We start from the raw sequence: 25,493 nt of genomic DNA, 5'->3' as shown, positions 1-25,493 counted from the left end.
GAGAGATCAGGGACCTCTCTGATCGCGAACCGATCGATGCGACCGCCCCGCCGAAGTGGGAGGCTGTGGGCATGGCTCACCGGCTAGCGGACGCGACCAGCCCGTACCTGCTCCAGCACGCCGACAACCCCGTCGACTGGTGGCAGTGGTCGCCGGAGGCGTTCGAGGAGGCCCGCCGGCGCGACGTGCCGGTGCTGCTGTCGATCGGCTACGCGGCCTGCCACTGGTGCCACGTCATGGCGCACGAGTCCTTCGAGGACGAGGTTACGGCCGCGGTCATGAACGAGAACTTCGTCAACATCAAGGTCGACCGCGAGGAGCGGCCCGACGTCGACGCGGTCTACATGGAGGCCACCCAGGCGATGACCGGTCAGGGCGGCTGGCCGATGACCTGCTTCCTCACCCCGGACGCCGAACCGTTCCACTGCGGCACCTACTACCCGTCCGCGCCGCTGCACGGCATGCCGTCGTTCCGGCAGCTCCTCGACGCGGTGGCCGGCGCGTGGCGCGAACGCGGCGGCGAGGTCCGCCAGGCCGCCACCCGGGTGGTGGAGCAGCTCTCGGCGCAGCGCACGGCACTGCCGGAGTCCTTTTTGGACGACGAGGTCATCGCCACCGCGATCTCGCGCCTGCACGCCGAGGCCGACCCCGAGCACGCCGGCTTCGGCGACGCGCCGAAGTTCCCGCCGTCGATGGTGCTGGAGTTCCTGCTGCGCCACCAGGAGCGCCAGAACGCGCCGGGCAGCGGGCACACCGCGCTGGAGATGGCCGAGGCCACCTGCGAGGCGATGGCCAGGGGCGGCATCTACGACCAGCTCGCGGGCGGGTTCGCGCGCTACAGCGTCGACGCCGCGTGGGTGGTGCCGCACTTCGAGAAGATGCTCTACGACAACGCCCTGCTGCTGCGCGTCTACGCCCACCTCGCCCGCCGCCGCGAGTCCCCGCTCGCCGAGCGCGTCGCCCGGGAGACCGCGGCGTTCCTGCTGCGTGATCTGCGCACGCCGGAGGGCGGTTTCGCGGCGTCGCTGGACGCCGACACCGAGGGCGTCGAGGGCCTGACCTACGTGTGGACGCCGGAGCAGCTCGCGGAGGTCCTCGGCGACGCCGACGGCGCATGGGCCGCGGAGCTGTTCGAGGTCACCGAGTCCGGCACCTTCGAGCACGGCACGTCGACCCTCCAGCTCAAGCGCGACCCCGGCGACCCCGCCCGCTGGCGACGCGTTCGCGACGCCCTCTACGACGCCAGGAGCCGGCGTCCGCAGCCCGGGAAGGACGACAAGGTCGTCACGTCCTGGAACGGCATGGCCATCACCGCGCTCGTGGAGGCATCGACCGCGCTCGGCGAACCGGAGTGGCTAGCCGCGGCGGAGCAGGCCGCGAAGCTGCTGGTGGAACGGCACCTCGTCGACCAGCGGCTGCGCCGCAGCTCCCGCGACGGCGTCGTCGGCGCCGCGGCCGGTGTGCTGGAGGACTACGGCTGCCTGGCCGACGGGCTGCTCTCGCTGCACCAGGCCACCGGCGAACCGCGCTGGCTCGAGGTCGCGTGCTCGCTGCTGGACACCGCGCTGGAGCAGTTCCCCGACAGCGACAACCCGGGCGCCTACTACGACACCGCCGCGGATTCCGAGGAACTGGTGCGCCGCCCGTCGGACCCCACCGACAACGCAAGCCCGTCCGGTGCGTCGTCGCTGACCTCGGCCCTGCTGACCGCGTCGGCGCTGGCCGGCGGCTCCGCCGCGCAGCGCTACCGGCAGGCCGTCGAGCAGGCGCTGTCGCGGGCCGGGCTGCTCGCGGAGCGGGCGGCCCGCTTCGCGGGCCACTGGCTGAGCACCGCGGAGGCGCTGGCGCACGGCCCGCTCCAGGTCGCGGTTGCCGGCTCCGAGGACGACGGCGACCGCACCGCCCTGCTCGAAGCCGCCTGGCGGCACTCTCCCGGCGGGGCGGTCGTGCTCGCCGGTGAGCCGGAGGCGACCGGTGTGCCGCTGCTGGCCGACCGGCCGCTGGTCGACGGGTCCGCCGCCGCCTACGTCTGCCGGGGCTACGTCTGCGACCGGCCGGTGACCGGCGTCGACGACCTCGTGGAGACCCTGGGGCGCGTGCAGGTCCCGCAGAGCTGACCGTTGCCACGCGGTCGGCAGCGGAAATCCAGCGCTGAGCGCGGCCGGCAGCGGAAATCCGGTGGCGCCGCCGGAGCGCCCGCTGCTGCACTGCGCGGCGTGGACCTCCGAACCGCCGAGCCCGGCGAGCTCCCCCGCCTCCAGTCCGTCGAGGTCGCCTCCGGCGAGCCCTTCCGCGAGATCGGCATGCCCGAGATCGCCGACAGCCCGCCGCTGCCGCTCGACGCCCTCACCGCCTACCAGCGGGCGGGGCGCGCCTGGGTCGCAGTCGAGGGCGGCGAGCCGGTCGCGTTCGTCGTGGTCGAGCTGGTCGACGGCGCGGCGCACATCGCGCAGATCAGCGTGCATCCCGACCACGCGAGGCGGGGCATCGGGCGCGGCCTGCTCGACCACGTCGCCGCCTGGGCCGTCGAGCGCGGCATCCGCTCGATGACCCTCACCACCTTCCGGACGGTGCCCTGGAACGCGCCGTACTACCGCCGTCTGGGGTTCCGGGAGCTCGGCACCGACGAGATCGGCGCCGGGCTGACCACCGTCGTCGCCAACGAGACCGCGCACGGCCTGGACCCCGCCGCGCGGGTGTGCATGCGCCGCGAGCTGACCTGATCGAGTTCTCCAGGAGCGCAATCCGCAGCCCTTCCACGGCACGTGCAAGCGTGTAATCGTGTAATTGGAAGGGGTGATGGCGATGAACGCGAGATTCATCCGCACCGCACGAGGCCGCCGGTGGGGCGGTCAACCCCCGTGGACCGGCGGCGGACGCGGTGGCAGGCGGCCACCGGAAGCGCCGTCGGCCGACGACGCCAATGCGTGGTTCACCGGCCGCCTGCCGGAGGGCTGGTTCACCACGGCTCCCGAGGTCAGCGTCGACCGCGAGGAGATCCTCGTCGTCGGCGAGCTGCCCGCGCTCGACGACGACTTCGCCGACGACGCCGCCCGCGCCGCGGCCGAGAGCGGCCGCATCGCCAGGTTCCGGGAGGAGACCCGGGAAGAGCGCATCGAGATCGCCCGGCAGGCCGAGCACCGCTACGGACGCAAGGTGTCGTGGGGAGCGCGGCTGGGCGGCGCGGAGGAGCTGTTCACCACGCTGTCGGCGCCGGTCATGACCCGGCTGCGGCAGCCGGAGCGGATGGTGCTCGACACGCTGGTCGACGCGGGCATCGCCCGCTCCCGCTCCGAGGCGCTGGCGTGGGCGGTCCGGCTGGTGGGCGAACACACCGAGGAATGGCTCACCGAGCTGCGCGAAGCGCTGGCCAAGGTCGACGACCTGCGGGCGCAGGGCCCGGACCTGACCTGACCCGTCGGGCCGGGGATCCGCGCTCGCGCGGTCCCCGGCCCGACGGGTCGAGTGGTCAGGAGTAGAGGGCCAGCCAGATCGCCACGTGGTGGCAGACGGCGGCGCTGGAGACCGCGGCGTGGAAGAACTCGTGGTAGCCGAAGGTCTTCGGCCACGGGTCCGGCCAGCGCGTGGCGTAGAAGACCGCGCCCGCCGTGTAGAGCACACCACCGGCCAGCAGCAGCACGAGCGCGGCGACCCCGGCGTTCTGCAGCAGGTCCGGCAGCACGAACACGGCCACCCAGCCCAGCGCGATGTAGACCGGCACGCCGACCCAGCGCGGCGCGTTCGGCCAGGCGAGCTTGAGCACCACGCCGCCCAGCGCGCCGCCCCAGACCACGGCCAGCACGACGGCACCGGTGGTCGGCTGCATCGCCAGCATCGCGAACGGCGTGTAGGTACCCGCGATGAACAGGAAGATCATGGAGTGGTCGAGCCTGCGCATCCAGGTACGCGCACCGACCGACTTCCACGTCTTGCGGTGATAGAGCGCACTTACGCCGAACAGGCCGAGCACGGTCGCCACGTAGATCGACGTCCCGACCGCGGCGGCAGCCGACACCGTCGACCCCGCGAGCGCGATCAGCGTCACGCCGGCCGCGGCCGAGACAACCAGGGACCAGAGGTGGATCCAGCCGCGCAGCCTCGGCTTGACGATCGCCGTCGAGCGGCGGGCGGTCATGGCACTAGTCACGCCATGAGGTTACGGGAGCGCAGATCCGGCGTGCACCCGCAAGGCCGGTGACGTGCGTTTCACCGGCTTGCCCAGGGACGCGGTCGCCGCCGGTTGCGGCCCGCGTACTCTCGTCGGGCGTGGCGCTTAAGGTTCGGCTCCGAGAGTTCATCGTCGACATCTACGAACGGCGGCTGCGCCGGAAGCTCGACGTGTCGAAATCACCCCGGCACGTCGGCGTGATCCTCGACGGAAACCGCAGGTGGGCCAAGGAAGCCGGTTTCGACGTCAACCACGGTCACCGCGAGGGCGCGCGCAAGATCGCCGAGATGCTCGGCTGGTGCCAGGAAGCCGACGTCGAGGTCGTCACGCTCTGGCTGCTCTCCACCGACAACCTCAACCGCACCAGCGACGAGCTGTCGGCGCTGCTGGAGATCATCGCCGGTGTGGTCGACGAGCTGACCGAGCCCGGAAAGCCCTGGCAGGTGCGGATAGTCGGCGCGCTCGACCTGCTGCCGACCGAGACCGCGGCCCGGCTCTCGGCGGCGGCGTTGCGCACCAAGGGCCGCACGGGAATGCAGGTCAACGTCGCCGTCGGCTACGGCGGGCGGCAGGAGATCGCCGACGCCGTGCGCAAGCTGCTCCAGCAGCACGCCGAGGCGGGCACGACCATCGACGAGCTGGCCGAGGTGCTCACCGTCGACCACATCGCCGAGCACCTCTACACCTCCGGGCAGCCGGATCCCGACCTGCTCATCCGAACTTCCGGTGAGCAGCGGCTGTCCGGCTTCATGCTGTGGCAGTCCGCGCACTCGGAGTTCTGGTTCTGCGAGGCGTACTGGCCCGCTTTCCGGCGGGTGGACTTCCTGCGCGCGCTGCGCGAGTACGCGGCGCGGCACCGCCGCTTCGGCGGCTAGCGCCCGCCCGAGGTTCCCCGGGCGCAGCGAAAGGCCAGGCCGTCTTGAGACGACCTGGCCTTCTTCGTCAGTCGGTCCGCGCTCAGCTGTTCTGGCTCGGGTGGTCGACGACCGGGGCGTTGACGCACTGGGTGGTCTGAGCCGAGGCGACCTTGGCGACCGCGCCGACGACGGCGACATCGTTGCCGCAGAGCTGGATCGGCACCGCGCTGATGTTGTTGTCGTTGAGGATGTTCACGCCGTCGTTGTCGGCGGAGTCGGCGTTGGCGACCGGGGCCAGCGCCAGCAGGCCGGCAGCGGCACCTGCGAGGATCGCAGCCTTCTTCAGCACTTCGTTCACTCTCCTTTGGTCCACGCGGGGAATTGACACCAAGCGGTCCTCTTGAGGGGGCCGCGGGGTGGCACCGGAGTCTTGCGCACTTCCACCAGTGATCAGGACCGGCAGGCCGTGCACGACAACTCTTAACCCGATTGTGTGATCGGATTGCTTTTCACGCGATCCAGCCCGCTCGATACCGGGAACTGGCGTGCGCGAATATTTCGAAAGGAACGCAAAAAGGAGCGCCGGGGCAGCCCGGCGCCCTCTCTGCCCGGGGCCACTCGGGAAGAGCAGCCCGAAAACCAACCGACCGACTCAGCGCTGGCTCGGGTGGTCGACGATCGGGGCGTTGACGCACTGGGTGCTCTGGGTCGAGAAGAGCTTGAGGATGACGCCCACCACCGCGATGTCGTTGCCGCAAGCCTGGATCGGCAGCGCACTGATGTTGTTGTCGTTGAGGACGTTCACGCCGTCGTTGTCGGCGGAGTCGGCGTAGGCCATCGGGGCCACGGCGAGCATGGTGGCGGCAGCGCCGGCGACAACCGCTGCTTTCTTAAGCACTTTTCTTGCTCCTTGACTGGATGGGGGTAGGCGAGTGCGTATTCCTCGACCCGAGTACCCCAGTAGCTTGGCGAGGGAAGCACCCGGCGAGAAACATAGCGATCAACGACTGCGAACAAAACCTCGTTAACACCATTGTGTGCTTTATCTGCCACCCCCTAAAGCTGCGGCTCCATAGAATCCCAGGTAGACGCGGCACACAGTTCCGGGCGGTCGGTGAAATCGAGTGATCCGCGGGGTTCTTCGCCGCGACGCGCCGCCACGTCGTAGTGTCTCGGCATGGACCCCTCCGCTCTCGTGACCGAGTACGTGCGGCTCGGTCTGCGGTTCGACCGGCTGGTGCCGGGCTTCACCGACGCCTACACCGGCGACCCGGAGCTGCGCAGGAAGGTCCGCAACGAGACCCGTCCGGATCCGAGCGCGCTCGCCGCCCGCGCCCGCGGCCTGCTCGCGGAGCTGCCCGGCGCGGAGCTGGGGCGGCAGCGCGAGGCGTTCCTCAGCGCGCAGCTCACGGCGCTGGAGTGCGCCGGGCGGAAGCTGGCTGGCGAGCAGATGTCCTTCACGGCCGAGGCCGCCGCGTACTTCCAGGCGCGGATCACCCCCGGCGATCCCGACGACTACCGGCGCGCGCACCACGAGCTGGACGAGGTGCTGCCCGGCCACGGCACCCTCGGCGAGCGGATCAAGTCGCTGCGCGAGCGGAACCGCATCCCGCCGGAGCGGCTCCGGCACTGTGTGCTGGCGTTGTCGAGCGCTCTGCGGGACCGCGTGCGAGCCCGGTTCCGCCTGCCACCTCAGGAAACCGTCGACTACCGCATCGTGACCGGTGAGGTGTGGGGAGGCTTCAACCAGTACCTGGGCGACTTCCGCTCGCGGGTCGCCATCAACGCCGATGCCGGGCACAGCGCCGCCGAACTGCCGCACCTCATCGCGCACGAGTCCTATCCCGGGCACCACACCGAGCACTGCCGCAAGGAAGCCGGGCTGGTCGACCGGCAGCAGCGCATCGAACACACGATCTTCCTGATCAACACCCCCCAGTGCCTGCTGGCCGAGGGGATCGCCGACCTCGGTTTGCACGCCGTCGTCGGCCGCGGCTGGGGCGCGTGGGCCGCCGAGATCCTCGCCGACCTGGGCGTCGTGTTCGACGGCGAGCTCGCCGAACGCGTCGAGACCGCGATGGGCCGGCTGCTCGCGGTGCGCCAGGACGCCCTGGTGATGCTGCACGACCGGGGGAAGGACGAGACCGAGGTGGTGAACTTCCTGCGCCGGTGGCAACTGCTGCCCGACAGCACCGCGCGGCGGCTCGTCCGGTTCATGGCCGACCCGCTGTGGCGGGCCTACACCACCACCTACGTGGAGGGATACAAGCTGCTGCGGACCTGGCTCGAGCTCGCGCCCGCCGGGACGACGGGCGGCGAGCGCTACCGGCGGCTGCTCGACGAACCGCTGGTGCCGGAGACCATCCGCGAGGAAATCGCCGGACAGATCCCCATGTTCACCCGTTGAGAGCAGGGTTTCGGCTGGAGGGATTACCGGCGGTAGGCGCTTGTGGGTAAAAGTCCTGGTACATGACGCGCAGTTGACGATTCGCTGAATCACCTGTGTGGCTGCCTGCCGAGTTCGGATCATGCAGGTAGCGTCCGCAGTGACGGGCCGTCCGTAGTGCAACGCCGTAAGCGGTCCGTCCGGGGAGGCCCTGACCGTGGCTGTAGGCAGGATCGGACGGTTCCCGTCCATCGTGGTCGCGCCAGGGCCGGTGCGTGGCCCTGCGGCCGCGGCGGACCGCCGATCGGTTCTGCCCGGGGCTCGGCAGGGGCAGGCCCGGCCCGCCGACGAGCGGGTGTGCGCGCCACGCCCGCGAGGGAGTAGCCGTGACCACACGACGTTCCCAGCCCCCAGCGGATCTCCCGGCAACGACCGGTGATCCAGCGTGCCCGACCCGTCCGGATGCCCCGGGCGAGGTCCGCACGTACGTCCTCGACACCTCGGTGCTGCTGTCCGACCCGTGGGCGATGTGCCGGTTCGCCGAGCACAGCGTGGTGCTGCCCCTGGTCGTGATCAGCGAACTCGAGGCCAAGCGACACCACCCCGAGCTCGGCTGGTTCGCCAGGGAGTCCCTCCGCGTGCTCGACGACCTGCGTCTTCGGCACGGGAGACTCGACGCCCCCGTCCCCGTCGGGGAGCAGGGCGGCAACCTGCACGTCGAGCTCAACCACTCGGACCCGCAGGTGCTTCCGCCGGGTTTCCGCACCGACTCCAACGACGCGAGAATCCTCGCCTGCGCGCTGAACCTGGCCGCCGAGGGACACCGCGTCACCCTGGTCACCAAGGACATGCCGATGCGGGTCAAGGCCGCGTCGGTCGCCCTGGAGGCCGAGGAGTACCGGGCGCAGGACGTGGTGTCGTCGGGCTGGACCGGCATGGCTGACCTCGACGTGCCGCCGGACACCATCGACGTGCTGTTCAAGGAGTCCGTCGCAGACCTCGACGAGGCGCGCGACCTGCCCGCAAACACCGGTCTGCGGCTGCTCGCCGGCTCGCAGAGCGCGCTGGGCAGGGTCACCGCGGACAAGCAGGTCAAGCTGGTGCGCGGCGACCGGGAGGCGTTCGGGCTGCACGGCCGCTCCGCCGAGCAGCGGATCGCGCTGGATCTCCTGCTGGACCCCGAGGTCGGGATCGTCTCCCTCGGCGGGCGGGCGGGCACCGGCAAGTCGGCGCTCGCGCTGTGCGCGGGCCTGGAAGCGGTGCTGGAACGCCAGCAGCACCGCAAGGTCGTGGTGTTCCGCCCGGTCTACGCCGTCGGCGGGCAGGAGCTCGGCTACCTGCCGGGCAGCGAGAACGAGAAGATGCAGCCGTGGGCGCAGGCCGTGTTCGACACCCTCGGCGCGCTGGCCAGCCAGGACGTGCTGGACGAGGTCATGGACCGGGGAATGCTGGAGGTCCTGCCCCTCACCCACATCCGCGGGCGGTCGCTGCACGACTCGTTCGTCATCGTCGACGAGGCGCAGTCGCTGGAGCGCAACGTCCTGCTGACGGTGCTCTCACGCCTCGGGTCGAACTCGCGGGTGGTGCTCACCCACGACGTCGCCCAGCGCGACAACCTGCGGGTCGGCCGCCACGACGGGGTCGCCGCGGTGATCGAGAAGCTGAAGGGGCACCCGCTGTTCGCCCACGTCACCCTCACCCGGTCCGAGCGCTCGCCGGTGGCCGCGCTGGTGACCGAGATGCTGGAGGGCGACTTCACGCCGTGAGCTGAGCCCGCAACCGGGTTGCCGGTGCCCTGCCAGGGCACCGGCAACCCGGCCGGGCGCGTCACTCGCCGGTCGTCACCAGTGGACGGCGAGGGCCACCAGCCGGACTGCCTTGATCGTCGCCGGGCTGATGCCAGGCGTGGCCGACCGGTCGGCACGGGTCGTCGCCCACCGGTCGGCCCCGGTCGTCACCAGCCGGACGGCAGAGGGCGGCCCTCCGCGAAGCCGGCCGCCGACTGGATGCCCACCAGTGCCCGCTCGTGGAACTCCTCCAGGCTCCGCGCGCCCGCGTACGTGCACGACGAACGCAGGCCGGAGCTGATCTCGTCGAGCAGGTCCTCCACGCTCGGCCGCTGCGGGTCCAGCCGCATGCGCGAGCTGGAGATGCCCTCCTCGAACAGCGCCTTGCGCGCCTGGTCGAACGCGCCGTCGGTCCGGGTCCGCGCGCTCACGGCACGCTTCGAGGCCATGCCGAAAGACTCCTTGTAGGCGCGGCCGTGCTCGTCGCGCTGGAGGTCGCCCGGCGACTCGTAGGTACCCGCGAACCAGGACCCGACCATCACCGACGAGGCGCCGGCGGCCAGGGCGAGAGCCACGTCGCGCGGGTGGCGCACGCCGCCATCGGCCCACACGTGCTTGCCCAGCTCGCGGGCGGCGGTGGCGCACTCGGCGACCGCGGAGAACTGCGGACGGCCGACGCCGGTCATCATCCGGGTCGTGCACATCGCGCCCGGGCCGACACCGACCTTGATCACGTCGGCCCCGGCTTCGGCCAGGTCCCGCACGCCGTCGGCGGTGACCACGTTGCCCGCCACCACCGGCACCCGAGGGCCGACCGAGCGCACCGCGCCCAGCGCGGCGATCATCTTCTCCTGGTGGCCGTGCGCGGTGTCGACGACCAGCGCGTCCACACCCGCGCCGAGCAGCGCTTCGGACTTGGCGGCCACGTCGCCGTTCACCCCGACCGCCGCCACCACTCGCAGCTTGCCGTCGGCGTCGAGCGCTGGGGTGTAGATCTCGGCCCGCAGCGCCCCCTTCGCGGTCATGATCCCCGCGAGCACGCCGTCGGCGTCGACGGCGAGCGCGACGTTCCTGGCCTGCTTGTGGAGCTGCTCGAACACCTCGCGCGGCTTGGTCTCCAGCGGCAGCACCACCGGGCTGAGGTCGGCGACCTCGCCGACCCGGCTGAAGCGGTCGACACCACCGCAGGCGGCCTCGTCGACCACACCCACCGGGCGGTTGCCGTCGTCGACGACCACCACGGCGCCGTGGGCGCGCTTGGGGAGCAGGTTCAGCGCGTCGGCGACCGCGTCGTCGGCGTGCAACACCAGCGGCGTGTCCCAGAGCGGGTGGCGTTGCTTGACCCAGGAGACGATCTCGGCGACGGCGCTCGGAGCCACGTCCTGCGGCAGCACCACCAGCCCGCCGCGCCGGGCGATCGTCTCGGCCATCCGGCGGCCGGCGACCGCGGTCATGTTGGCGACCACGATCGGCAGGGTCGCACCGGTGCCGTCGGCGGTGGCGAGGTCGACGTCGAACCGGGACTCGACGCCCGAGCGCCGCGGCGCGAGGAAGACGTCGTCGTAGGTCAGGTCGGTAGTGGGCTGCTGCCCGTTCAAGAACTGCACGAGGTACCAGGATACGTGTTCGGAGGCGGCCTGTGACCGGGTCGGAGCCGCCGGGCTCTGCCCACCGAGATCGCCGGATCGGGCGACGTGACCGATGTTGCCCCAGTGACCAGCGGTGTCGCTATACTGGCCGTGGCCGCGCACCGAGGTGTGCGGAAGTACGCCGGGACCCCCCGCTGTATTGTGGGACCCCGGCCTCTGCGTTTTCCGGGGCCTTTTCCTTTGCCCGTCAAGCGATCGAGATCGAGATCGTGGACATCGCCGCGCCGAACTGGGCGACGCAGGCGGGTTCTCCTCGCTGGTCCGCGAGCGCCGCACCGCACGCGACGTCGGCGACCCACAGCAGCGGTTCACTGCCGCCGGGTACGAAGCTGACCTGGATCCGACCCGACAGCAAGCGCTTGCGACGGCAGACCGCGACGAGTTCCTGGTCCTGCTTGTTGTTGCGGAGCTGCCTGGACTCGAACACGACCGGCCCCACGGCACTCCTGTCCAGCTCCGGCAGCAGCGTTTCCATGCATTTGCGGCGGGCACGTTCGGCACGCAGTTGCTTTCCGCGGCCGATGACGGTGATGTGGCCGACCGGCAGGACACCCACCGCCTTGGCGAGGTGCAGCCGGTGCGAGTGGTCGGATTCGTACCAGTGCAGCTTGCCGCTGCTAGGGCGCAGGGCGCGCAGCGCGGACCGGATGTGCTCGGCGTCGGCGAGGTCGACGATGCCGGCGGTGAGGACGTAGACGCCGAGGGCCAGGTCGTAGGACTCCTCGACGTAGGCGGCTTGGAACACGCGCAGCAGTGAATCGGGAACTGCAGTTCGAGATCAAGCCGATGCACTCGGTAGTGTTGCCTGCTCGCGGGGCTGCGCGCCCCGCCTCAGAGCTCCTCGCCGCCGAGCAGCGGTTCGAAGGAGCGGTAGCCGGCGAAGTTGCGGAAGAACCGGCTGTAGAGCTCCGAACCGTCGTCGAAGGTGGCGTCCTCGACCAGCCGGACGTCCACGACGTGTCGGAGCTTCCAGGTGATGTCCTGGTCGTTCTCGTTGCGGTAGCTGGTTTCCTGCTGCTTGCCGTAGTCGGCGGCCTTCTCCCTGGCCTCTTCCTCCGACTCCGCCTTGAGCAGCACGAAGGACTCCTCGTAGAGGGGCTTGTCCGAGCCCTCGGTGACGCCCTCGGTCACCAGCACGGCGACGTAGAAGTCCCGGTCCGCGCTGCTCACCGGGGCCTGGAAGTCACGGGGGTCGATGGTGCCCGGGCCGATGTTGACCGACCCGACCTCTTCGGGAGTGCTCATGGCTCCCAGGGTCTCATCCGCCCTCCGCCGCACGCTGCGGACCGCGCACGTCCCGCACCGCGTCGATGGTGTCGGCGGAGGCGGCGTCCTTGTCGGGGCGGTAGCGCAGCACCCGCGCGAACCGCAGCGCCACACCGCCCGGGTAGCGGGTGCTCGTCTGCACGCCGTCCAGCTCGATCTCCACCACCAGCTCCGGCACCAGGTGCACCGTCCAGTCGTCGCGGTGGGTCTCCCTGCGCTGGAACTCCTCGGTCTGCCAGGCCAGCAGCTCGTCGGTGAGCCCCTTGAAGGTCTTGCCGACCATGATCGGCGGCCCTCCGTCGGGGTCGCGCGCGCCGAGGTGCAGGTTGGACAGGTAGCCGCTGCGCCGTCCGTGGCCCCACTCGGCGGCCAGCACGACCAGGTCGAGGGTGTGCGACGGCTTGACCTTGCGCCAGGTGCGTCCGCGCCGCCCCGCCGCGTAGGCCGACTCCAGCGACTTGACCATGACGCCCTCGTGCCCGGCTTCCAGCGCGTCGTCGAAGATGCCCGAGGCGTGCTCGGCGTCGGCGGTCAGCACCGCCGGGATGCGGTGGTCGGCGGCTACCCCCTCCAGCGCGGTGAGCCGGTCGCGCAGCGGGAGGTCGAGCAGGTCTCGTCCGTCGAGGTGCAGGCAGTCGAAGAAGTACGGGTGCAGCAGCAGATCCCGCGGGCTCTGCGCGCCGAAGCGGCCCATCGTCTCCTGGAAGGGCCTCGGCCGCCCCGAGTCGTCGAGCGCCAGCGTCTCGCCGTCGAGCACGATCGACCGGCAGTCCAGGCCCCGCACCAGCTCGACGAGCTCGGGGACGTGGCGGGTGATCTCGCGCAGCGTGCGGGTGTAGACGTGGACGTCGTCGCCGTCGCGGTGCACCTGGATGCGCGCACCGTCCATCTTGTACTCGACGCTGACCTCGCCCAGCTCGGCCATCGCCTCGTCCAGCGTCTCGGCCGGGGAGGCGAGCATCGGACGCAGCGGGCGCCCCACCTCCAGGCGGAAACCGCCCAGTTCCTCCTCGCCGCCGCGCAGCGCCGCCTCGGCGGTCGCGGGCAGCCGGCCGGAGAGCATGAACGCGCGGCGCACCGCGTCGGGGCGAACCTCGGCCGCGGATGCGATCGCCTCCAGCATCACGCCCTCCAGCGCGCCCTGTCGCAGCTCACCGCCGAGCAGCCGCACCAGGAACTCCTGCTCCGCCGCCGTGGCCCGGGACAACAGGTCAGCGAGTAGTTCGGTGCGCCGCTGCCCGGAACCGGCACCGCCGATCCCGCGCAGGGCGTCGATGGCGGCGTCCACCTCCGCGACGGTCAGCGACGGCTCGCCAGCTGCCACCGGGTCGAGCGCCGACAGCGTCGCCCAGCCCACCCCGGCGCGCCCGCCGGGCAGCTCACCGGCGAGGAACGCCGTGCCGGGCCCGACCTCGGCTTCACCGAGCCGCGAGAGCAGCCCCGCGATCGCGGCGACCTTCGCCTTGCGCGAGCGGGTCGCGGAGACCTCGGCGGACGTGCGCACGACATCGCTCAGAAGCACCATGCCCCCATGGTGCTTGCGATCACCGACAAGCGCTGAGGACGCGAAACGGCCCGCCCGACCTCGTCGGTCGAGCGGGCCGCTCGGGGTCGGACGCCGCTACTTCTCCTTGGCCTCGCCGGAGTCCTTCGCGACGGGCTCCGCCTGCTCCGCACCGGATTCCGGCTCCGCCGCGGATTCCTGCTCCGCAGCCGAATCCTGCGCCGACGCCTTCTGTGCTCGGGCGCGCACCCTGGCCGGCGCCGCCGCGGCGGCCTTCTCCTCGTCGAAGGTCGTCGGCAGCTTCTTCAGGTGCTTGGTCATCGACCGGATCAGGAACACGACCGCGATCGCGAACAGCACCAGCAGCAGCAGGCCGAGCGGGGAGGACTTGCCGAAGTCCTCGCCCTGGCCACCGGGATCGGGCGGCGGAGGCGCCTGTGCCAGGACGAAGGCGAGGGCCTCCTGGGCACTCATACCGCACACACCTTCTCTTCCACACCGGCGAACAGGTCGTCCTCCGGCAACGTCGTGTCCACCAGCGACCTGACCAGCTCGTAGTCCTCGGTGGGCCACAGCTCCCGCTGCAGGTCGGCCGGAACCGCGAACCACCGGCTGGTCGGGTCGATCTGGGTCGCGTGCGCGCGCAGCGCGTCGTCACGCACCTCGAAGTATGCACCGCACTCGACCCGCGTCGTCACCCGCTCGTCGGGGTCCGGGCGCGAGGAGTCCCACTTGCCGAGCCACTCCCCGTAGGGCGACTCGATGCCGCGCTCGACCAGCGCGTCGTGGAAGAGCTGCATGCGCTTGCGGGAGAAACCGTGCGAGTAGTACAGCTTCAGCGGCTGCCAGGGGTCGCCCGCGTCGGTGTGAAGCTCGGGGTCGCCGGCGGCGTCGAAGGCTGCCATCGAGACCTCGTGGCAGCGGATGTGGTCGGGATGCGGGTAGCCGCCGTTCTCGTCGTAGGTGATCACCACGTGCGGGCGGAACTCGCGGATGACCTTGACCAGCTCGCGGGTGGAGGTCTCCAGCGGCACCACCGCGAAGCAGCCCTCCGGCAGCGGCGGCAGCGGGTCGCCCTCGGGCAGCCCGGAGTCGACGAAGCCCAGCCACCGGTGCTGGACGCCGAGGATCTCGGCCGCCTTCGCCATCTCCTGCCTGCGGACCTCCGGCAGGTTCGCCACCACCTCCGGCCGGTCCATGGCCGGGTTGAGGATGCTGCCCGCCTCACCACCGGTGCAGGTGACGACCATCACCTCGTGGCCGTCGGCGACGTAGCGCGCGGTCGTCGCCGCCCCCTTGCTGGACTCGTCGTCCGGATGCGCGTGCACCGTCATCAGACGCAGCTTTTCGGCCATGGCCAGGCTGTCCCTCCTGCTTCAGCAACAATGTCGCAAGATCAAATCCGCGAACCGCCCCCGCCGGAGGCAGGGCGGACACCCCCGGGGATACTCAACGTGGGTGTCGGGCCCCATTGTTCCCAACGGGTCCGACGAAATCGGCGACAGGGCTCCCCCGGAGCCCGCCGCAGGCACGAAAGGCTGACCGGGGTCGATGACAAGCCAGCGGTTACCGGAGGGCCGTTACGGCTCGCGTGCGCGCGGGCAGGCGCGCCCCGGAGTGCGCTGGCTGCTGACCGGGATCACCGTCGTCGTCCTCCTGGGGCTGTCCGTGCTCGGCTACGCCAACCTCGGCAGCACCCCCATCGAGGGCAAGCAGACCGCTTTCACCATCGACGACGACAGCTCCGTGCGGATCACCCTGGAGGTCCGTCGCGACGACCCCCGGCGCCCCGCCGCGTGCGTGGTGCGCGCCCGCGCGGAGTCCGGCGACGAGGTGGGCCGCAAGGAAGTCATGATCCAACCGGCGGACGACACGATCCGGCAGGAGACTGTGCTCCGTACCTCCGCCCGAGCCACCATCGGGGAGGTGTACGGCTGCACTTACAACGTGCCTGAATATTTGTCCACCTGGACACGGCCAACCGGGTGAAGCCACCGCTGCAACGCCGGATGCTGGGAAAATCCCGTCCACCGGCGTGCTGCTTCGTGCTATCGTCGGCACTAGGCACGGCCCCGCGCGGGCCGTGTTTTTCCGTTCCTGAGCATTACGACACACGGGGGCGGGAGTTGTCGGCTCCGCGGTAGGCGCGGAGTCGCCGTCGACGAGGAGTGGTGACCGTGAGCGAGACCCAGGTGACCTGGCTGACCCAGGATGCTTTCGACCGGCTCAAGTCCGAGCTGGACGAACTGGTCGGTAACCGCCCGGTGATCGCCGCGAAGATCAACGAGGCCCGTGAAGAGGGCGACCTCAAGGAGAACGGCGGTTACCACGCCGCCCGCGAGGAGCAGGGCCACCTCGAGTCCCGGATCCGCCAGCTCCAGGAGCTGCTGCGCACCGCCAAGGTTGGCGACGTGCCGACCGAGGCAGGCGTCGCCAAGCCCGGCTCGGTGCTGACCGTCCGCTACGACGACGAGGACGAGACCGAGAAGTTCCTGCTCGCGACCCGCGAGGAGGGCGCCCACGGCGACCTGGAGGTCTACTCCCCGAGTTCCCCGCTCGGGCAGGCGCTGCTGGACGCCAAGGAAGGCGAGACCCGGGAGTACGAGCTTCCCAACGGCGGCACCATGAAGGTGACCCTGGTGAAGGCGGAGCCCTTCACCGGCTGAAACCACCAGGCTCGACCCGCGCGGGCGCCCCGGTCACGACGACCGGGGCGCCCGCCGTTTTACGTGCGCAGTCGTGCGCGGCGGTTGTCCTGCCTGGTTAGCGCACGCTCAGCGGCCAGTGACGCGACCGCCTCTACGACGGGTCACTCTCCGCCGGAGGCCGCCAGGCGCTCCAGCAGTGGCCGGACCCGGGGCGGCACCGGTGTGGACAGCGCGATCGACGTCGACGTCCGCCGCACCTCCGGCACCGCCACCACGTTGTCGATCACCCGTTGCAGGTCGGCGTTGGACCTGGCGACCATGCGCACGAACAGGTCACCCTGCCCGGTGGTGGCGTGCACCTCGCACACCTCGTCGATCGCCGCGAGCCGGGCGGCCACCGCGGCCCGCTGACCCTGGGCGATCTCCAGCACCGCGAACGCGGTGAGCCCGTAGCCCATGGCCGCCAGGTCGAGGTCGGGCGGGAAGCCCTGCAGGACGCCGCGCCGCAGCATGCGGTCCATGCGCGCCTGCACGGTTCCGCGCGCCACGCCCAGCCGCCGCGAGCACTCCAGCACGCCCAGCCTCGGCTCGTCGGACAGCAACAGCAGCAGCTTCGCGTCGAGAGCATCCAGAGCCTCGTCCGCGCCGGTGTCGTTGGGAGTCACGTCATGCCCCTTGCTCAGTCTGACCAGTTGGATCGGGGAATCGCCGCGATCTGCTGAGCAATTTGTACAGCAGATCAAGGCTCTGTTGCTCATCAATCCCGCCCCAGCGCAGTCTGACGGTACAAATCTTGTGACTTGGAAAACGGGAGGGGCACCGTGACCGGCACCATCAACCAAGGCCAGAGCGGTCAGATCGACGACGTGACCTTCGACCAGATGCGCCAGCTCGTCGGCCTGGTGGACCACGACGCGTCCAAGGACCCGTTCCCGGTCCGAGCGATGGACGCGGTCGTGTTCGTCGTGGGCAACGCCACCCAGAGCGCGCTGTTCTACCAGGTCGCCTTCGGCATGGAGCTCGTCGCCTACTCCGGGCCCGAGCACGGAAACCGGGACCACAAGGCCTACGTGCTCAAGTCCGGCTCGGCCCGCTTCGTGCTCAAGGGCGCCGTCGACCCGGACAGCCCGCTGGCCGACCACCACCGCAGGCACGGCGACGGCGTCGTGGACCTCGCGCTGGAGGTCACCGACGTCGACAAGTGCGTCGAGCACGCCCGTGCGCAGGGGGCCACCGTCCTGGAGGAACCGCACGAGGTCTCCGACGACAACGGCACCGTCCGCACCGCGGCCATCGCGACCTACGGCGAGACCCGCCACACGCTGGTCGACCGCAGCCGCTACCGCGGTCCGTACCTGCCGGGCTACGTCGAGCGCACCGGCAGCTACCGCAAGCCCGAGGGCGCGCCCAAGCGGCTCTTCCAGGCCGTCGACCACTGCGTCGGCAACGTCGAGCTCGGCAGGATGGACGAGTGGGTCGCCTTCTACAACCGCGTCATGGGCTTCGTGAACATGGCCGAGTTCGTCGGTGACGACATCGCCACCGAGTACTCGGCGCTGATGAGCAAGGTCGTCGCCAACGGCAACCACCGGGTGAAGTTCCCGCTCAACGAGCCCGCGGTCGGCAAGCGGAAGTCGCAGATCGACGAGTACCTGGAGTTCTACCGCGGGGCGGGCTGCCAGCACATCGCGCTGGCCACCGGCGACATCCTGACCACCATCAAGGCGATGCGCGAGGCCGGGGTGGAGTTCCTGAACACGCCGGACTCCTACTACGACGACCCCGAGCTGCGGGCCCGCATCGGCGAGGTGCGGCTGCCGATCGAGACGCTCAAGGAGCACGGCATCCTCGTCGACCGCGACGAGGACGGCTACCTGCTGCAGATCTTCACCAAGCCGATCGGCGACCGGCCGACCGTCTTCTACGAGCTGATCGAGCGGCACGGTTCGCTGGGCTTCGGCAAGGGCAACTTCAAGGCGCTGTTCGAGGCGATCGAGCGCGAGCAGGAGCGCCGCGGCAACCTCTGACGGTCGCCGCACCGCTGACCGGTGAGGGGCGGCCCGACCGCGCCGGGGCGCTCCTCACCTCCTGGCCACCACCACGAACCCCGCGGCCTCGAGTTCCGAGACGACCCGTTCGCGGTGCTCGGGACCCCGGGTCTCCAGGCTGATCTCGACGTCGACCTCGCCCAGCGCGAGGGCCCCGGCGATCCGGGAATGCTCGATGTCGATGACGTTGGCCGACAGCTCGCCGAGCCGGGCCAGGAGCCCGGCCAGCGAGCCCGGCCGGTCCGGTAGCCGCACCCGCAGCGACAGGTAGCGGCCCGCCGAGGTCATGCCGTGCTGGATCAGCTGCAACATCAGCAGCGGGTCGATGTTGCCGCCGGAGAGGACCACCACGGTGGGCGAGCCGACCTGCTCCGGGTGCTCCAGCAGTCCGGCGACCGCCGCGACTCCTGCGGGTTCGACCACCAGCTTCGCCCGTTCCAGGCACAGCAGCAGAGCGCGCGAGAGCGCCTCCTCCCCCACCGTGAGCACGTCGTCGACGAGCTCGCTGACGTGGGCGAAGGTCAGCTCGCTGGGCGCGGGAACCGCGATGCCGTCGGCCATCGTCCGCTGGGTGTCGACCAGCGCAACCGGCTTTCCCGCCGCGAGCGACGGCGGCCAGGCGGCGGCCTGCTCCGCCTGGACCGCGAGCACCCGCACCTGCGGGTGCTCGGCCTTCACGGCCGCGGCGATGCCGCTGACCAGCCCGCCGCCGCCGGCGGGCACCAGCACCGTCCGCACGTCCGGGAGCTGCTCCAGGATCTCGACGCCGACCGTGCCCTGACCGGCGATGATGTCGGGATGGTCGAACGGGTGGATGAACTCGGCCCCGGTCGCGTCCGCGTGCGCACGCGCCGCCTCCAGCGACTCCCCCAGCACGCCCCCCTGCAACCGCACCTCGGCCCCGTACGCCTTGGTCGCCGCGACCTTGGGCAGCGGTGCGCGCTCGGGCATGAACACCGTCGAGCGGATGCCGAGCAGTGACGCGGCCAGCGCGACGCCCTGGGCGTGGTTGCCCGCGCTGGCAGCGACGACTCCCGCGGCCCGGCGCCCGGCGTCCAGGCCGGCGAGCCGGACGTAGCCGCCGCGGAGCTTGAAGGACCCGGTGCGCTGGAGGTTCTCGCACTTGACGTGGACCTCGCCCCGGCACGCTTCGCCGAGAACCCGGGAGTGCTCCAGCGGTGTCCGGCGCGCGATGCCCTCGAGCTGCTCACCGGCGGCGCGGATGCGGTCCAGGCTGACCAGGCGCATGCACCAATGCTGCCACCGGCGGCCCGAACCGACCTGGGATCGCGGAGCCCCTGGTGCGCCGGGAAATCGGCCATCGGTGGGGAGCCGTTGTCTGTCAGGAATCCCTTGTACGCCGCGGAAGGCCGTCAGCGGAACATGGTCCACGGGCCCGCGAACCGCCTGTCGGGGCAGCGGCTCTTCGGTACTCTCGAAGAACCGGTGCCGGCCACCGATCGGCGCGGCCGGGCCGTTCGCGCGGGGGCGAAGCGCGTGCGCACCGTTGGTCCTGGGAGGAATGCATGGCACGGCTGACCGCTACGACGGGCACGCTGCCGCTGCTCTCCGGTCTTGCCGCGGCCACCGCGCTCTCCGGCCTCGCCATCTTCGCCGTCGTGCAGTCGGGCTGCGACGATCCCGGCAGCTACCGGCCTCGCGACGGCGTGCTCGAACTCGTCGGCGGCTGCGTGCAGCCCGACGACCTGCCCGTCAGCCCGCAGCTCCCGGCGCAGGACCCGGGCTCGCTCGGCGGCACGCAGCCCGCGCTGTCCCCCTGAACCGGGCGCCCCGGCCCGTTCGCGGACCGGGGCTCGCGGCGTCAGCCCAGCGCGCTGAGCAGGTCCTCGACGAGGTCACCGGCGTCCTCGATGCCGACCGACAGCCGGACGAGGTCCGAGGGCACCTGCAGCATCGAGCCCGCCGTGCTGGCGTGGGTCATCCGGCCGGGGTGCTCGATCAGCGACTCCACCCCGCCCAGCGACTCGGCCAGGGTGAACAGCCTGGTGCGGGCGCAGACGTCGAGCGCGGCCTGCTCGCCGTCGGCGTGGATGAACGACACCATCCCGCCGAAGCTGCGCATCTGCTTCACCGCCACGTCGTGGCCGGGGTGCTCCTCCAGACCCGGGTAGAGCACCTTGGCAACCTTGGGGTGGTTCTGCAGCGCGGCCACGACCCGCTCGGCGTTGGCGCTGTGGCGGTCCATGCGCACCGCGAGCGTCTTCAGGCCGCGCAGCGTCAGCCACGCGTCGAACGGCCCCGGCACCGCGCCCGCGCTGTTCTGCAGGAACGCGACCTGCTGGGCGAGCTCGTCGTCGGAGGTCACCACGGCGCCGCCGACCACGTCGGAGTGCCCGCCCAGGTACTTGGTCGTCGAGTGCACGACGACGGCCGCGCCGAGTTCCAGCGGCTGCTGCAGGTACGGCGAGGCGAACGTGTTGTCCACGACCAGCTTCGTGCCGGTGTCGTGCGCGAGCTGCGCCAGCGCGGCGATGTCGCCGATGTTGAGCAGCGGGTTGGTGGGGGTCTCGATCCAGATCAGCTTGGTGTTGGCCCGGATCGCCGCCCGCGCGGCATCCACATCGGACACCGGGACCGGCGTGTACTCCACACCCCAGCCCGACAGCACCTTGTCGATCAGCCGGAACGTGCCGCCGTAGGCGTCGTCGGGGATGATCAGGTGGTCGCCGGGACGCAGCGTCGCGCGCAGCACCGCGTCGGTGGCGGCCATGCCCGAGGCGAACGCCCTGGCGTGCCTGCCGCCTTCCAGCGCGGCCAGACACTCCTCCAGCGCCGTCCGGGTCGGGTTGCCGGTGCGCGAGTACTCGTAGCCCGAGCGCATCCCGCCCACGCCGTCCTGGGCGTAGGTCGAGGTCGCGTGGATCGGCACGATCACCGAGCCGGTCGTCGGGTCTGCATCCTGGCCCGCGTGGATCGCGCGGGTGGCGAAGCCGTCGGTCATACGCAGCAGCGTACGGGCCTGACGCGGTCCCGCGCCCGGCGCCCTGCGCACGGTTGCTTTCGCTGAGCGGCAGCGATCGGCGCACTCCCGGTGAACGCGAAGCGACCCCCGACCTCGGCGAGGTCGGGGGCCGCCTGCGACTCGTTCAGCCGGACGTCACCACTGCGGCGGCTGACCCGGCTGCTGGTAGCCACCCGGCTGGCCGGGCTGACCGTACGGCTGCTGCTGTCCGGGCTGGCCGAACTGCTGCGGCTGGCCGTACTGCTGCTGCGGCTGGCCGTAGGCACCCTGCTGGCCGTACTGCTGCTGCGGCTGACCGAAGCCGGCCTGCTGACCGAAGCCGGCCTGCTGGCCGTAGCCACCCGCGACGGCGGGCGCGGCACCAGCGCCGGCCACGTACTCACGGGTACCCGGCAGCATCGCCAGGACGCCCAGCGCGATCGCGAAGATGATGCCGACGATCGCACCGAAGATCGCGTACGAACCCACGACGAAGATGTTGAGGAGCGACAGCACACCCCAGACACCCGCGGCGCCCACGACGAGCAGCGGGGCGATCTTGTTGCGCTTGAGGATCAGCACACCGCCGACGAGCAGCGCGACCGCCGCCAGCAGCGACACGATGTAGGAGAAGTACAGGTAGCCGATCGGCGGCAGCTCCGGCAGCGGGATGTCGGCGCCGAGCTCACCCAGCGACTCCTTCGCCCGCTCGGCCTGCTCGTACTGCGCGCTGAGCCCGCCGAGCATCAGCGTCGAGACCAGGTAGCCGATGGTGCCCAGACCACCGATGACGATGGCGATGATGCCTGCAGTCATCGCCAGGCCCTTGCTGCCCTGCCCCTGACCCTGCTGCTGCCCGTACGGCGACTGGCCGTAGGGAGCCTGGCCGTAGCCGGCCTGCGGCGCCGGGGCGCCGAAGCCGCTCTGCGGCGTCGCCTGCGGAGCCGGGAAACCGCCGCCAGGCGTGCCGGGCTGCGCCGGGAAGCCGCCGGGCTGGCTCTGCGGCGCGGCGGGCTGCTGCCCGAACGCGGGCTGCTGGGCCTGCTGCTGACCGGCCAGACCGGGCTGCTCGTACATCGGCTGCGGCGGCTGCATCGACGGCGGAACGACCTGCGTCGAGTCCGACGTCGGCTGCTGAGCGGCCGGCTGCTGGGCCGGCCGGACGACCTGCGTCGCGTCCGCCCCGCTCTGCTCGCCCTGCTGCGGATCCATCCGCGACGAGATCATCTGGGTCGACTCCGGGTTCTGGTCAGCGCCGCCCGGCTGCTGGCCGGATCCCTGCGGCTGCTGGCCACCTTCCGGCGGCTGCGGAGAGGTCATCGGGCTTCCTAACTCCCTAAGGCATGGAAAAGCAAAGATCAGGGGCGTGCGAACACACACGCTAGCCGATCGGCAAGCACAGTAGTGCCGATACGTAACAACTCGTCATCTTCCGGCGATGAAACCGAGCACATCCTGGCGGGTCACCACACCGGCAGGCTTGCCGTCGATGAGCACCATGGCGCCGTCGGCGTTGGTGAGCGCGCCCATCGCGGAGCTGATGTCCTCCCCGGCGCCGATGGTCGGCAGCGGCGGGGACATGTGCAGCTCGACCCGGTCGGCCAGGTTCGCGCGGCCGGCGAACAGCGCGTCGAGGAGGTCGCGCTCGTTGACCGCGCCCGCGACCTCGGCGGCCATCACCGGCGGCTCGGCGTTGACGACCGGCATCTGCGAGACGCCGAACTCGCGCAGGATCGCCACCGCCTCGGCGACCGTCTCGTTCGGGTGCACGTGCACGAGCTCGGGGATCGTGCCGTCCTTGCGGCGCAGCACGTCGCCGACCGAGCCACCGGCGTGGTCGGGCGAGAGGAAGCCGTAGGAGGCCATCCAGGAGTCGTTGAAGACCTTGGTGAGGTAGCCGCGGCCGCCGTCGGGCAGCAGCACGACGATGACGCCGTCGGGGCCCGCGGTCTCGGCGATCTTCAGCGCCGCCGCCACCGCCATCCCGCAGGAGCCGCCGACCAGCAGGGCCTCCTCGCGGGCCAGGTCGCGGGTGACGTGGAAGGAGTCGGCGTCGGAGATTGCCACGATCTGGTCGCAGATGTCGCGGTCGTAGGTGTCCGGCCAGAAGTCCTCGCCGACGCCCTCGACCAGGTACGGGCGGCCGACGCCGCCGGAGTACACCGAACCCTCGGGGTCGGCGCCGATGATCTGGACCCGGCCGTCGGAGACCTCCTTGAGGTAACGGCCGGTGCCCGAGATCGTGCCGCCGGTGCCGATGCCCGCGACGAAGTGGGTGACCCGGCCCTCGGTCTGCCGCCAGATCTCGGGGCCGGTGGAGTGGTAGTGCGACTCCGGGTTGGCCGGGTTCGCGTACTGGTTGGGCTTCCAGGCGCCCTCGATCTCGGTGACCAGGCGGTCGGAGACGCTGTAGTAGGAGTCCGGGTGCTCCGGCGGGACCGCCGTCGGGCAGACCACCACCTCGGCCCCGTACGCCGCGAGCACGTTGCGCTTGTCCTCGCTGACCTTGTCCGGGCAGACGAAGACGCACCGGTAGCCCTTGCGCTGGGCGACCATCGCCAGCCCCACGCCGGTGTTGCCGGAGGTGGGCTCGACGATCGTGCCGCCGGGCCGGAGCTCGCCGGAGGCCTCGGCCGCCTCCACCATCCGCAGCGCGATGCGGTCCTTCACGCTGCCGCCGGGGTTCATGTACTCGACCTTGGCCAAGACGGGGGTCGCCCCCTTGGCCAGCGAGTTCAGCCGTACCAACGGAGTGTTGCCCACCAGATCGGCGATGTGCTCGACGTAGTCCACGCGGGGATCCTCACCCTTCATCTCGCGTCCGTGCTGCGGAGCCTAATCGCACCTGGTTGTCCCGCCGTTAACGCGCCCGTGACGCCGGGCGGTCGGGAGGCGGTACGGCGGGAACCGGCCGCACGCAGGACCGAACGGGCCAGGTCAGGCGGGCGCGACCGGCTACCGGAGGGGCGGTCGGCGGCGGTCGGGGCTGCGCGACCCGCAGGCGGCCGGGAATGAGGGGCACCCGCGCAACATCGTGCAAATCTGTCACGACACACACCTCGGGAACGAATTTCGCACCTGCGGCGTCTTCCATGGTGAGCGCACCGAACGGTGCGGGTGGTTCGCGTCCGGTGAAGGGGGAGGCATGATCGCGCTGAGAGCGCTTCGACTCGCCATGCTGGCCGCCGGTACCGCGGGCGGGCTCTCCGGAGCCGCGTGGGGACTGCTGAACGGCCAGTCCCGCTACGCCAGGCGGGTGATCGGCCCGCCGGCGAACATGCCCCTGCGCGCTGACGGCATCCACCTGCCCGAAGGCGTCGGCCCGGTGCCCCGCTCGGAGCTGCCCGAAGGCACGCAGCCGCTCGACCTCGCGGTCCTGGGCGACTCCGCGGCGGCCGGTCTGGGCGTGAACTTCCCGGACGAACTGCTCGGCGTCCTCATCGCTCGCGGGCTGGCCGCCGAGCTGGACCGGCCGGTGTCCCTGCGCACGCACGCGATCGTCGGCACGACGTCCCAGGAGCTGCACGCCCAGGTCGACGCGCTGCTGCCACTACCGCCGCAGCTTGCGCTGGTGATCATCGGGGCCAACGACGTCACGTCCCGGCTGTCCGTCGCGACCTGCGCCGAGATGCTGGGCGCCGAGGTCCGGCGGCTGGCCGAGGCCGGGGTGGCGGTGGTCGTCGGCACCTGCCCGGACCTCGGTTCGATCCGGCCCATCCCGCAGCCGCTGCGGTCGGTCGCGAGCTCGTGGAGCCTCGCCCTGGGCCGAGCCCAGCGCCGGGAGGTCGAGGCCAACGGTGGGCACGCGGTGCCGTTGGCGGACCTGCTGTCGCCGGAGTTCCTCGCCAGGCCGGCCGAGTTCTTCAGCCCGGACCGCTTCCACCCCTCGGCAGCCGGCTACCAGGCGGCCGCCGAGATCCTGTTGCCCGCGGTGTGCGCGGCGCTCGGCGAGTGGACGGGCGGGCCGCTGCCGACGGCGCCCACGCGGTCCGCCGCGGCGGAGGCCAGGCGGCCGACCAGCCGCATCGTCGCGCGGCTCAACCGCAGGTTGAGGAGCCGCGCGGACGTCGAGAGCTGAGCCGGGAGGGCCGAGCGCGAAGTCGACCCGCGTCGGTCTCGCCAGCACGGCGCCCCCGTGTCCATACTTAACGGTCGGTCGGGGCATTGCCCGTGACGGGCATCACCGCGAATATGGTCGTCGCGGACCTACAGTGACTC

Annotated in this window: 25 protein-coding genes; 11 read left to right on the top strand and 14 right to left on the bottom strand. The window is 71.3% G+C overall.

From position 1 onward, the window contains the following. The first annotated feature begins 71 nt into the window (after window positions 1–71). The 3 genes from HUO13_RS04640 (at window position 72) to HUO13_RS04630 (ending at window position 3,414) form a co-directional block, all read left to right on the top strand. Window positions 72–2,117 (top strand): thioredoxin domain-containing protein, encoded by a 2,046-nt coding sequence (locus tag HUO13_RS04640; protein ID WP_211900243.1) that lies wholly within the window; start codon window positions 72–74, stop codon window positions 2,115–2,117. 99 nt (window positions 2,118–2,216) lie between these two features. Further along, on the top strand, window positions 2,217–2,723 hold the full coding sequence (locus HUO13_RS04635; protein ID WP_211900242.1) for a GNAT family N-acetyltransferase: 507 nt from the start codon (window positions 2,217–2,219) through the stop codon (window positions 2,721–2,723). Between the two features lie 76 nt (window positions 2,724–2,799). Next, the gene (locus HUO13_RS04630) at window positions 2,800–3,414 is read left to right on the top strand and encodes a hypothetical protein (RefSeq protein WP_249124452.1); all 615 of its coding nucleotides are present in this window, start codon (window positions 2,800–2,802) and stop codon (window positions 3,412–3,414) included. 55 nt (window positions 3,415–3,469) lie between these two features. Here the strand turns inward: HUO13_RS04630 and trhA are convergent, their stop codons facing one another. Continuing rightward, window positions 3,470–4,135: a PAQR family membrane homeostasis protein TrhA gene (gene trhA / locus HUO13_RS04625; RefSeq protein WP_211902655.1), complete on the bottom strand. Its 666-nt coding sequence runs from the start codon at window positions 4,133–4,135 to the stop codon at window positions 3,470–3,472. A gap of 131 nt (window positions 4,136–4,266) precedes the next feature. On the opposite strand from trhA, the gene HUO13_RS04620 reads away from it, so the two are divergent. Further along, a complete protein-coding gene (locus HUO13_RS04620; RefSeq protein ID WP_211900241.1) occupies window positions 4,267–5,043 on the top strand; it encodes an isoprenyl transferase in 777 nt (258 codons plus the stop codon). Between the two features lie 82 nt (window positions 5,044–5,125). Here the strand turns inward: HUO13_RS04620 and HUO13_RS04615 are convergent, their stop codons facing one another. Both HUO13_RS04615 and HUO13_RS04610 read right to left on the bottom strand, forming a co-directional pair. Continuing rightward, on the bottom strand, window positions 5,126–5,374 hold the full coding sequence (locus HUO13_RS04615) for a hypothetical protein (protein WP_249124451.1): 249 nt from the start codon (window positions 5,372–5,374) through the stop codon (window positions 5,126–5,128). A 303-nt stretch (window positions 5,375–5,677) separates the two neighbouring features. Continuing rightward, complete coding sequence (locus tag HUO13_RS04610; protein WP_211902653.1) at window positions 5,678–5,881, bottom strand: hypothetical protein; 204 nt, start codon at window positions 5,879–5,881, stop codon at window positions 5,678–5,680. A gap of 321 nt (window positions 5,882–6,202) precedes the next feature. Here HUO13_RS04610 and HUO13_RS04605 point away from each other — a divergent pair, with 321 nt between their 5' ends. Both HUO13_RS04605 and HUO13_RS04600 read left to right on the top strand, forming a co-directional pair. Continuing rightward, on the top strand, window positions 6,203–7,432 hold the full coding sequence (locus tag HUO13_RS04605; RefSeq protein ID WP_211900240.1) for a DUF885 domain-containing protein: 1,230 nt from the start codon (window positions 6,203–6,205) through the stop codon (window positions 7,430–7,432). A gap of 365 nt (window positions 7,433–7,797) precedes the next feature. Next, the gene (locus HUO13_RS04600) at window positions 7,798–9,177 is read left to right on the top strand and encodes a PhoH family protein (RefSeq protein WP_211900239.1); all 1,380 of its coding nucleotides are present in this window, start codon (window positions 7,798–7,800) and stop codon (window positions 9,175–9,177) included. A 188-nt stretch (window positions 9,178–9,365) separates the two neighbouring features. Here the strand turns inward: HUO13_RS04600 and HUO13_RS04595 are convergent, their stop codons facing one another. The 6 genes from HUO13_RS04595 to mca form a co-directional block, all read right to left on the bottom strand. Next, entirely contained in the window at window positions 9,366–10,805 is a 1,440-nt protein-coding gene (locus HUO13_RS04595; protein WP_211902652.1) for a GuaB1 family IMP dehydrogenase-related protein, read from the bottom strand. A 229-nt stretch (window positions 10,806–11,034) separates the two neighbouring features. Continuing rightward, on the bottom strand, window positions 11,035–11,592 hold the full coding sequence (locus HUO13_RS04590; protein WP_249124450.1) for a hypothetical protein: 558 nt from the start codon (window positions 11,590–11,592) through the stop codon (window positions 11,035–11,037). 86 nt (window positions 11,593–11,678) lie between these two features. Then, window positions 11,679–12,092, bottom strand: a complete 414-nt coding sequence (locus tag HUO13_RS04585) for a DUF4288 domain-containing protein (RefSeq protein ID WP_211900238.1) — start codon at window positions 12,090–12,092, stop codon at window positions 11,679–11,681. A gap of 13 nt (window positions 12,093–12,105) precedes the next feature. Further along, window positions 12,106–13,638, bottom strand: coding sequence for an ATP-dependent DNA ligase (locus HUO13_RS04580; RefSeq protein ID WP_211900237.1), 1,533 nt, complete (start codon window positions 13,636–13,638; stop codon window positions 12,106–12,108). Between the two features lie 96 nt (window positions 13,639–13,734). Continuing rightward, window positions 13,735–14,091 carry a hypothetical protein gene (locus HUO13_RS04575; RefSeq protein ID WP_211900236.1) on the bottom strand — a complete coding sequence of 119 codons (357 nt, stop codon included), beginning with the start codon at window positions 14,089–14,091 and terminating at the stop codon, window positions 13,735–13,737. Beyond that, window positions 14,088–14,972, bottom strand: coding sequence for a mycothiol conjugate amidase Mca (mca, locus tag HUO13_RS04570; protein WP_211900235.1), 885 nt, complete (start codon window positions 14,970–14,972; stop codon window positions 14,088–14,090). Before mca ends, HUO13_RS04575 begins: the two co-directional genes overlap by 4 nt. A gap of 196 nt (window positions 14,973–15,168) precedes the next feature. On the opposite strand from mca, the gene HUO13_RS04565 reads away from it, so the two are divergent. Then, on the top strand, window positions 15,169–15,606 hold the full coding sequence (locus HUO13_RS04565; protein WP_249124449.1) for a DUF4307 domain-containing protein: 438 nt from the start codon (window positions 15,169–15,171) through the stop codon (window positions 15,604–15,606). A 188-nt stretch (window positions 15,607–15,794) separates the two neighbouring features. Beyond that, window positions 15,795–16,283: a transcription elongation factor GreA gene (gene greA, locus HUO13_RS04560; protein WP_009950486.1), complete on the top strand. Its 489-nt coding sequence runs from the start codon at window positions 15,795–15,797 to the stop codon at window positions 16,281–16,283. A 143-nt stretch (window positions 16,284–16,426) separates the two neighbouring features. Here greA and HUO13_RS04555 read toward each other — a convergent pair whose 3' ends face one another. Further along, complete coding sequence (locus HUO13_RS04555; protein WP_211900234.1) at window positions 16,427–16,930, bottom strand: Lrp/AsnC family transcriptional regulator; 504 nt, start codon at window positions 16,928–16,930, stop codon at window positions 16,427–16,429. Between the two features lie 216 nt (window positions 16,931–17,146). On the opposite strand from HUO13_RS04555, the gene hppD reads away from it, so the two are divergent. Continuing rightward, window positions 17,147–18,292, top strand: coding sequence for a 4-hydroxyphenylpyruvate dioxygenase (hppD, locus tag HUO13_RS04550; protein WP_211902650.1), 1,146 nt, complete (start codon window positions 17,147–17,149; stop codon window positions 18,290–18,292). Between the two features lie 54 nt (window positions 18,293–18,346). On the opposite strand, the gene ilvA is transcribed toward hppD, so the two are convergent. After that, on the bottom strand, window positions 18,347–19,561 hold the full coding sequence (gene ilvA / locus HUO13_RS04545; RefSeq protein WP_211900233.1) for a threonine ammonia-lyase: 1,215 nt from the start codon (window positions 19,559–19,561) through the stop codon (window positions 18,347–18,349). 278 nt (window positions 19,562–19,839) lie between these two features. On the opposite strand from ilvA, the gene HUO13_RS04540 reads away from it, so the two are divergent. Continuing rightward, window positions 19,840–20,094: a hypothetical protein gene (locus HUO13_RS04540; RefSeq protein ID WP_211900232.1), complete on the top strand. Its 255-nt coding sequence runs from the start codon at window positions 19,840–19,842 to the stop codon at window positions 20,092–20,094. 41 nt (window positions 20,095–20,135) lie between these two features. On the opposite strand, the gene HUO13_RS04535 is transcribed toward HUO13_RS04540, so the two are convergent. The 3 genes from HUO13_RS04535 to HUO13_RS04525 form a co-directional block, all read right to left on the bottom strand. Beyond that, window positions 20,136–21,275: a cystathionine gamma-synthase gene (locus HUO13_RS04535; protein WP_211900231.1), complete on the bottom strand. Its 1,140-nt coding sequence runs from the start codon at window positions 21,273–21,275 to the stop codon at window positions 20,136–20,138. 156 nt (window positions 21,276–21,431) lie between these two features. Further along, complete coding sequence (locus HUO13_RS04530; protein WP_211900230.1) at window positions 21,432–22,595, bottom strand: hypothetical protein; 1,164 nt, start codon at window positions 22,593–22,595, stop codon at window positions 21,432–21,434. Between the two features lie 105 nt (window positions 22,596–22,700). Next, window positions 22,701–24,068, bottom strand: coding sequence for a cystathionine beta-synthase (locus HUO13_RS04525; protein ID WP_211902649.1), 1,368 nt, complete (start codon window positions 24,066–24,068; stop codon window positions 22,701–22,703). A gap of 352 nt (window positions 24,069–24,420) precedes the next feature. Between HUO13_RS04525 and HUO13_RS04520 the strand changes: the two genes are divergently transcribed. Then, window positions 24,421–25,353 carry an SGNH/GDSL hydrolase family protein gene (locus HUO13_RS04520; protein ID WP_211900229.1) on the top strand — a complete coding sequence of 311 codons (933 nt, stop codon included), beginning with the start codon at window positions 24,421–24,423 and terminating at the stop codon, window positions 25,351–25,353. Window positions 25,354–25,493 lie beyond the last annotated feature (140 nt).

The sequence above is a fragment of the Saccharopolyspora erythraea genome (genome assembly GCF_018141105.1).
GTDB classification, from domain to species: domain Bacteria; phylum Actinomycetota; class Actinomycetes; order Mycobacteriales; family Pseudonocardiaceae; genus Saccharopolyspora_D; species Saccharopolyspora_D erythraea_A.
This window is presented reverse-complemented; position numbering and strand designations above follow the sequence as displayed.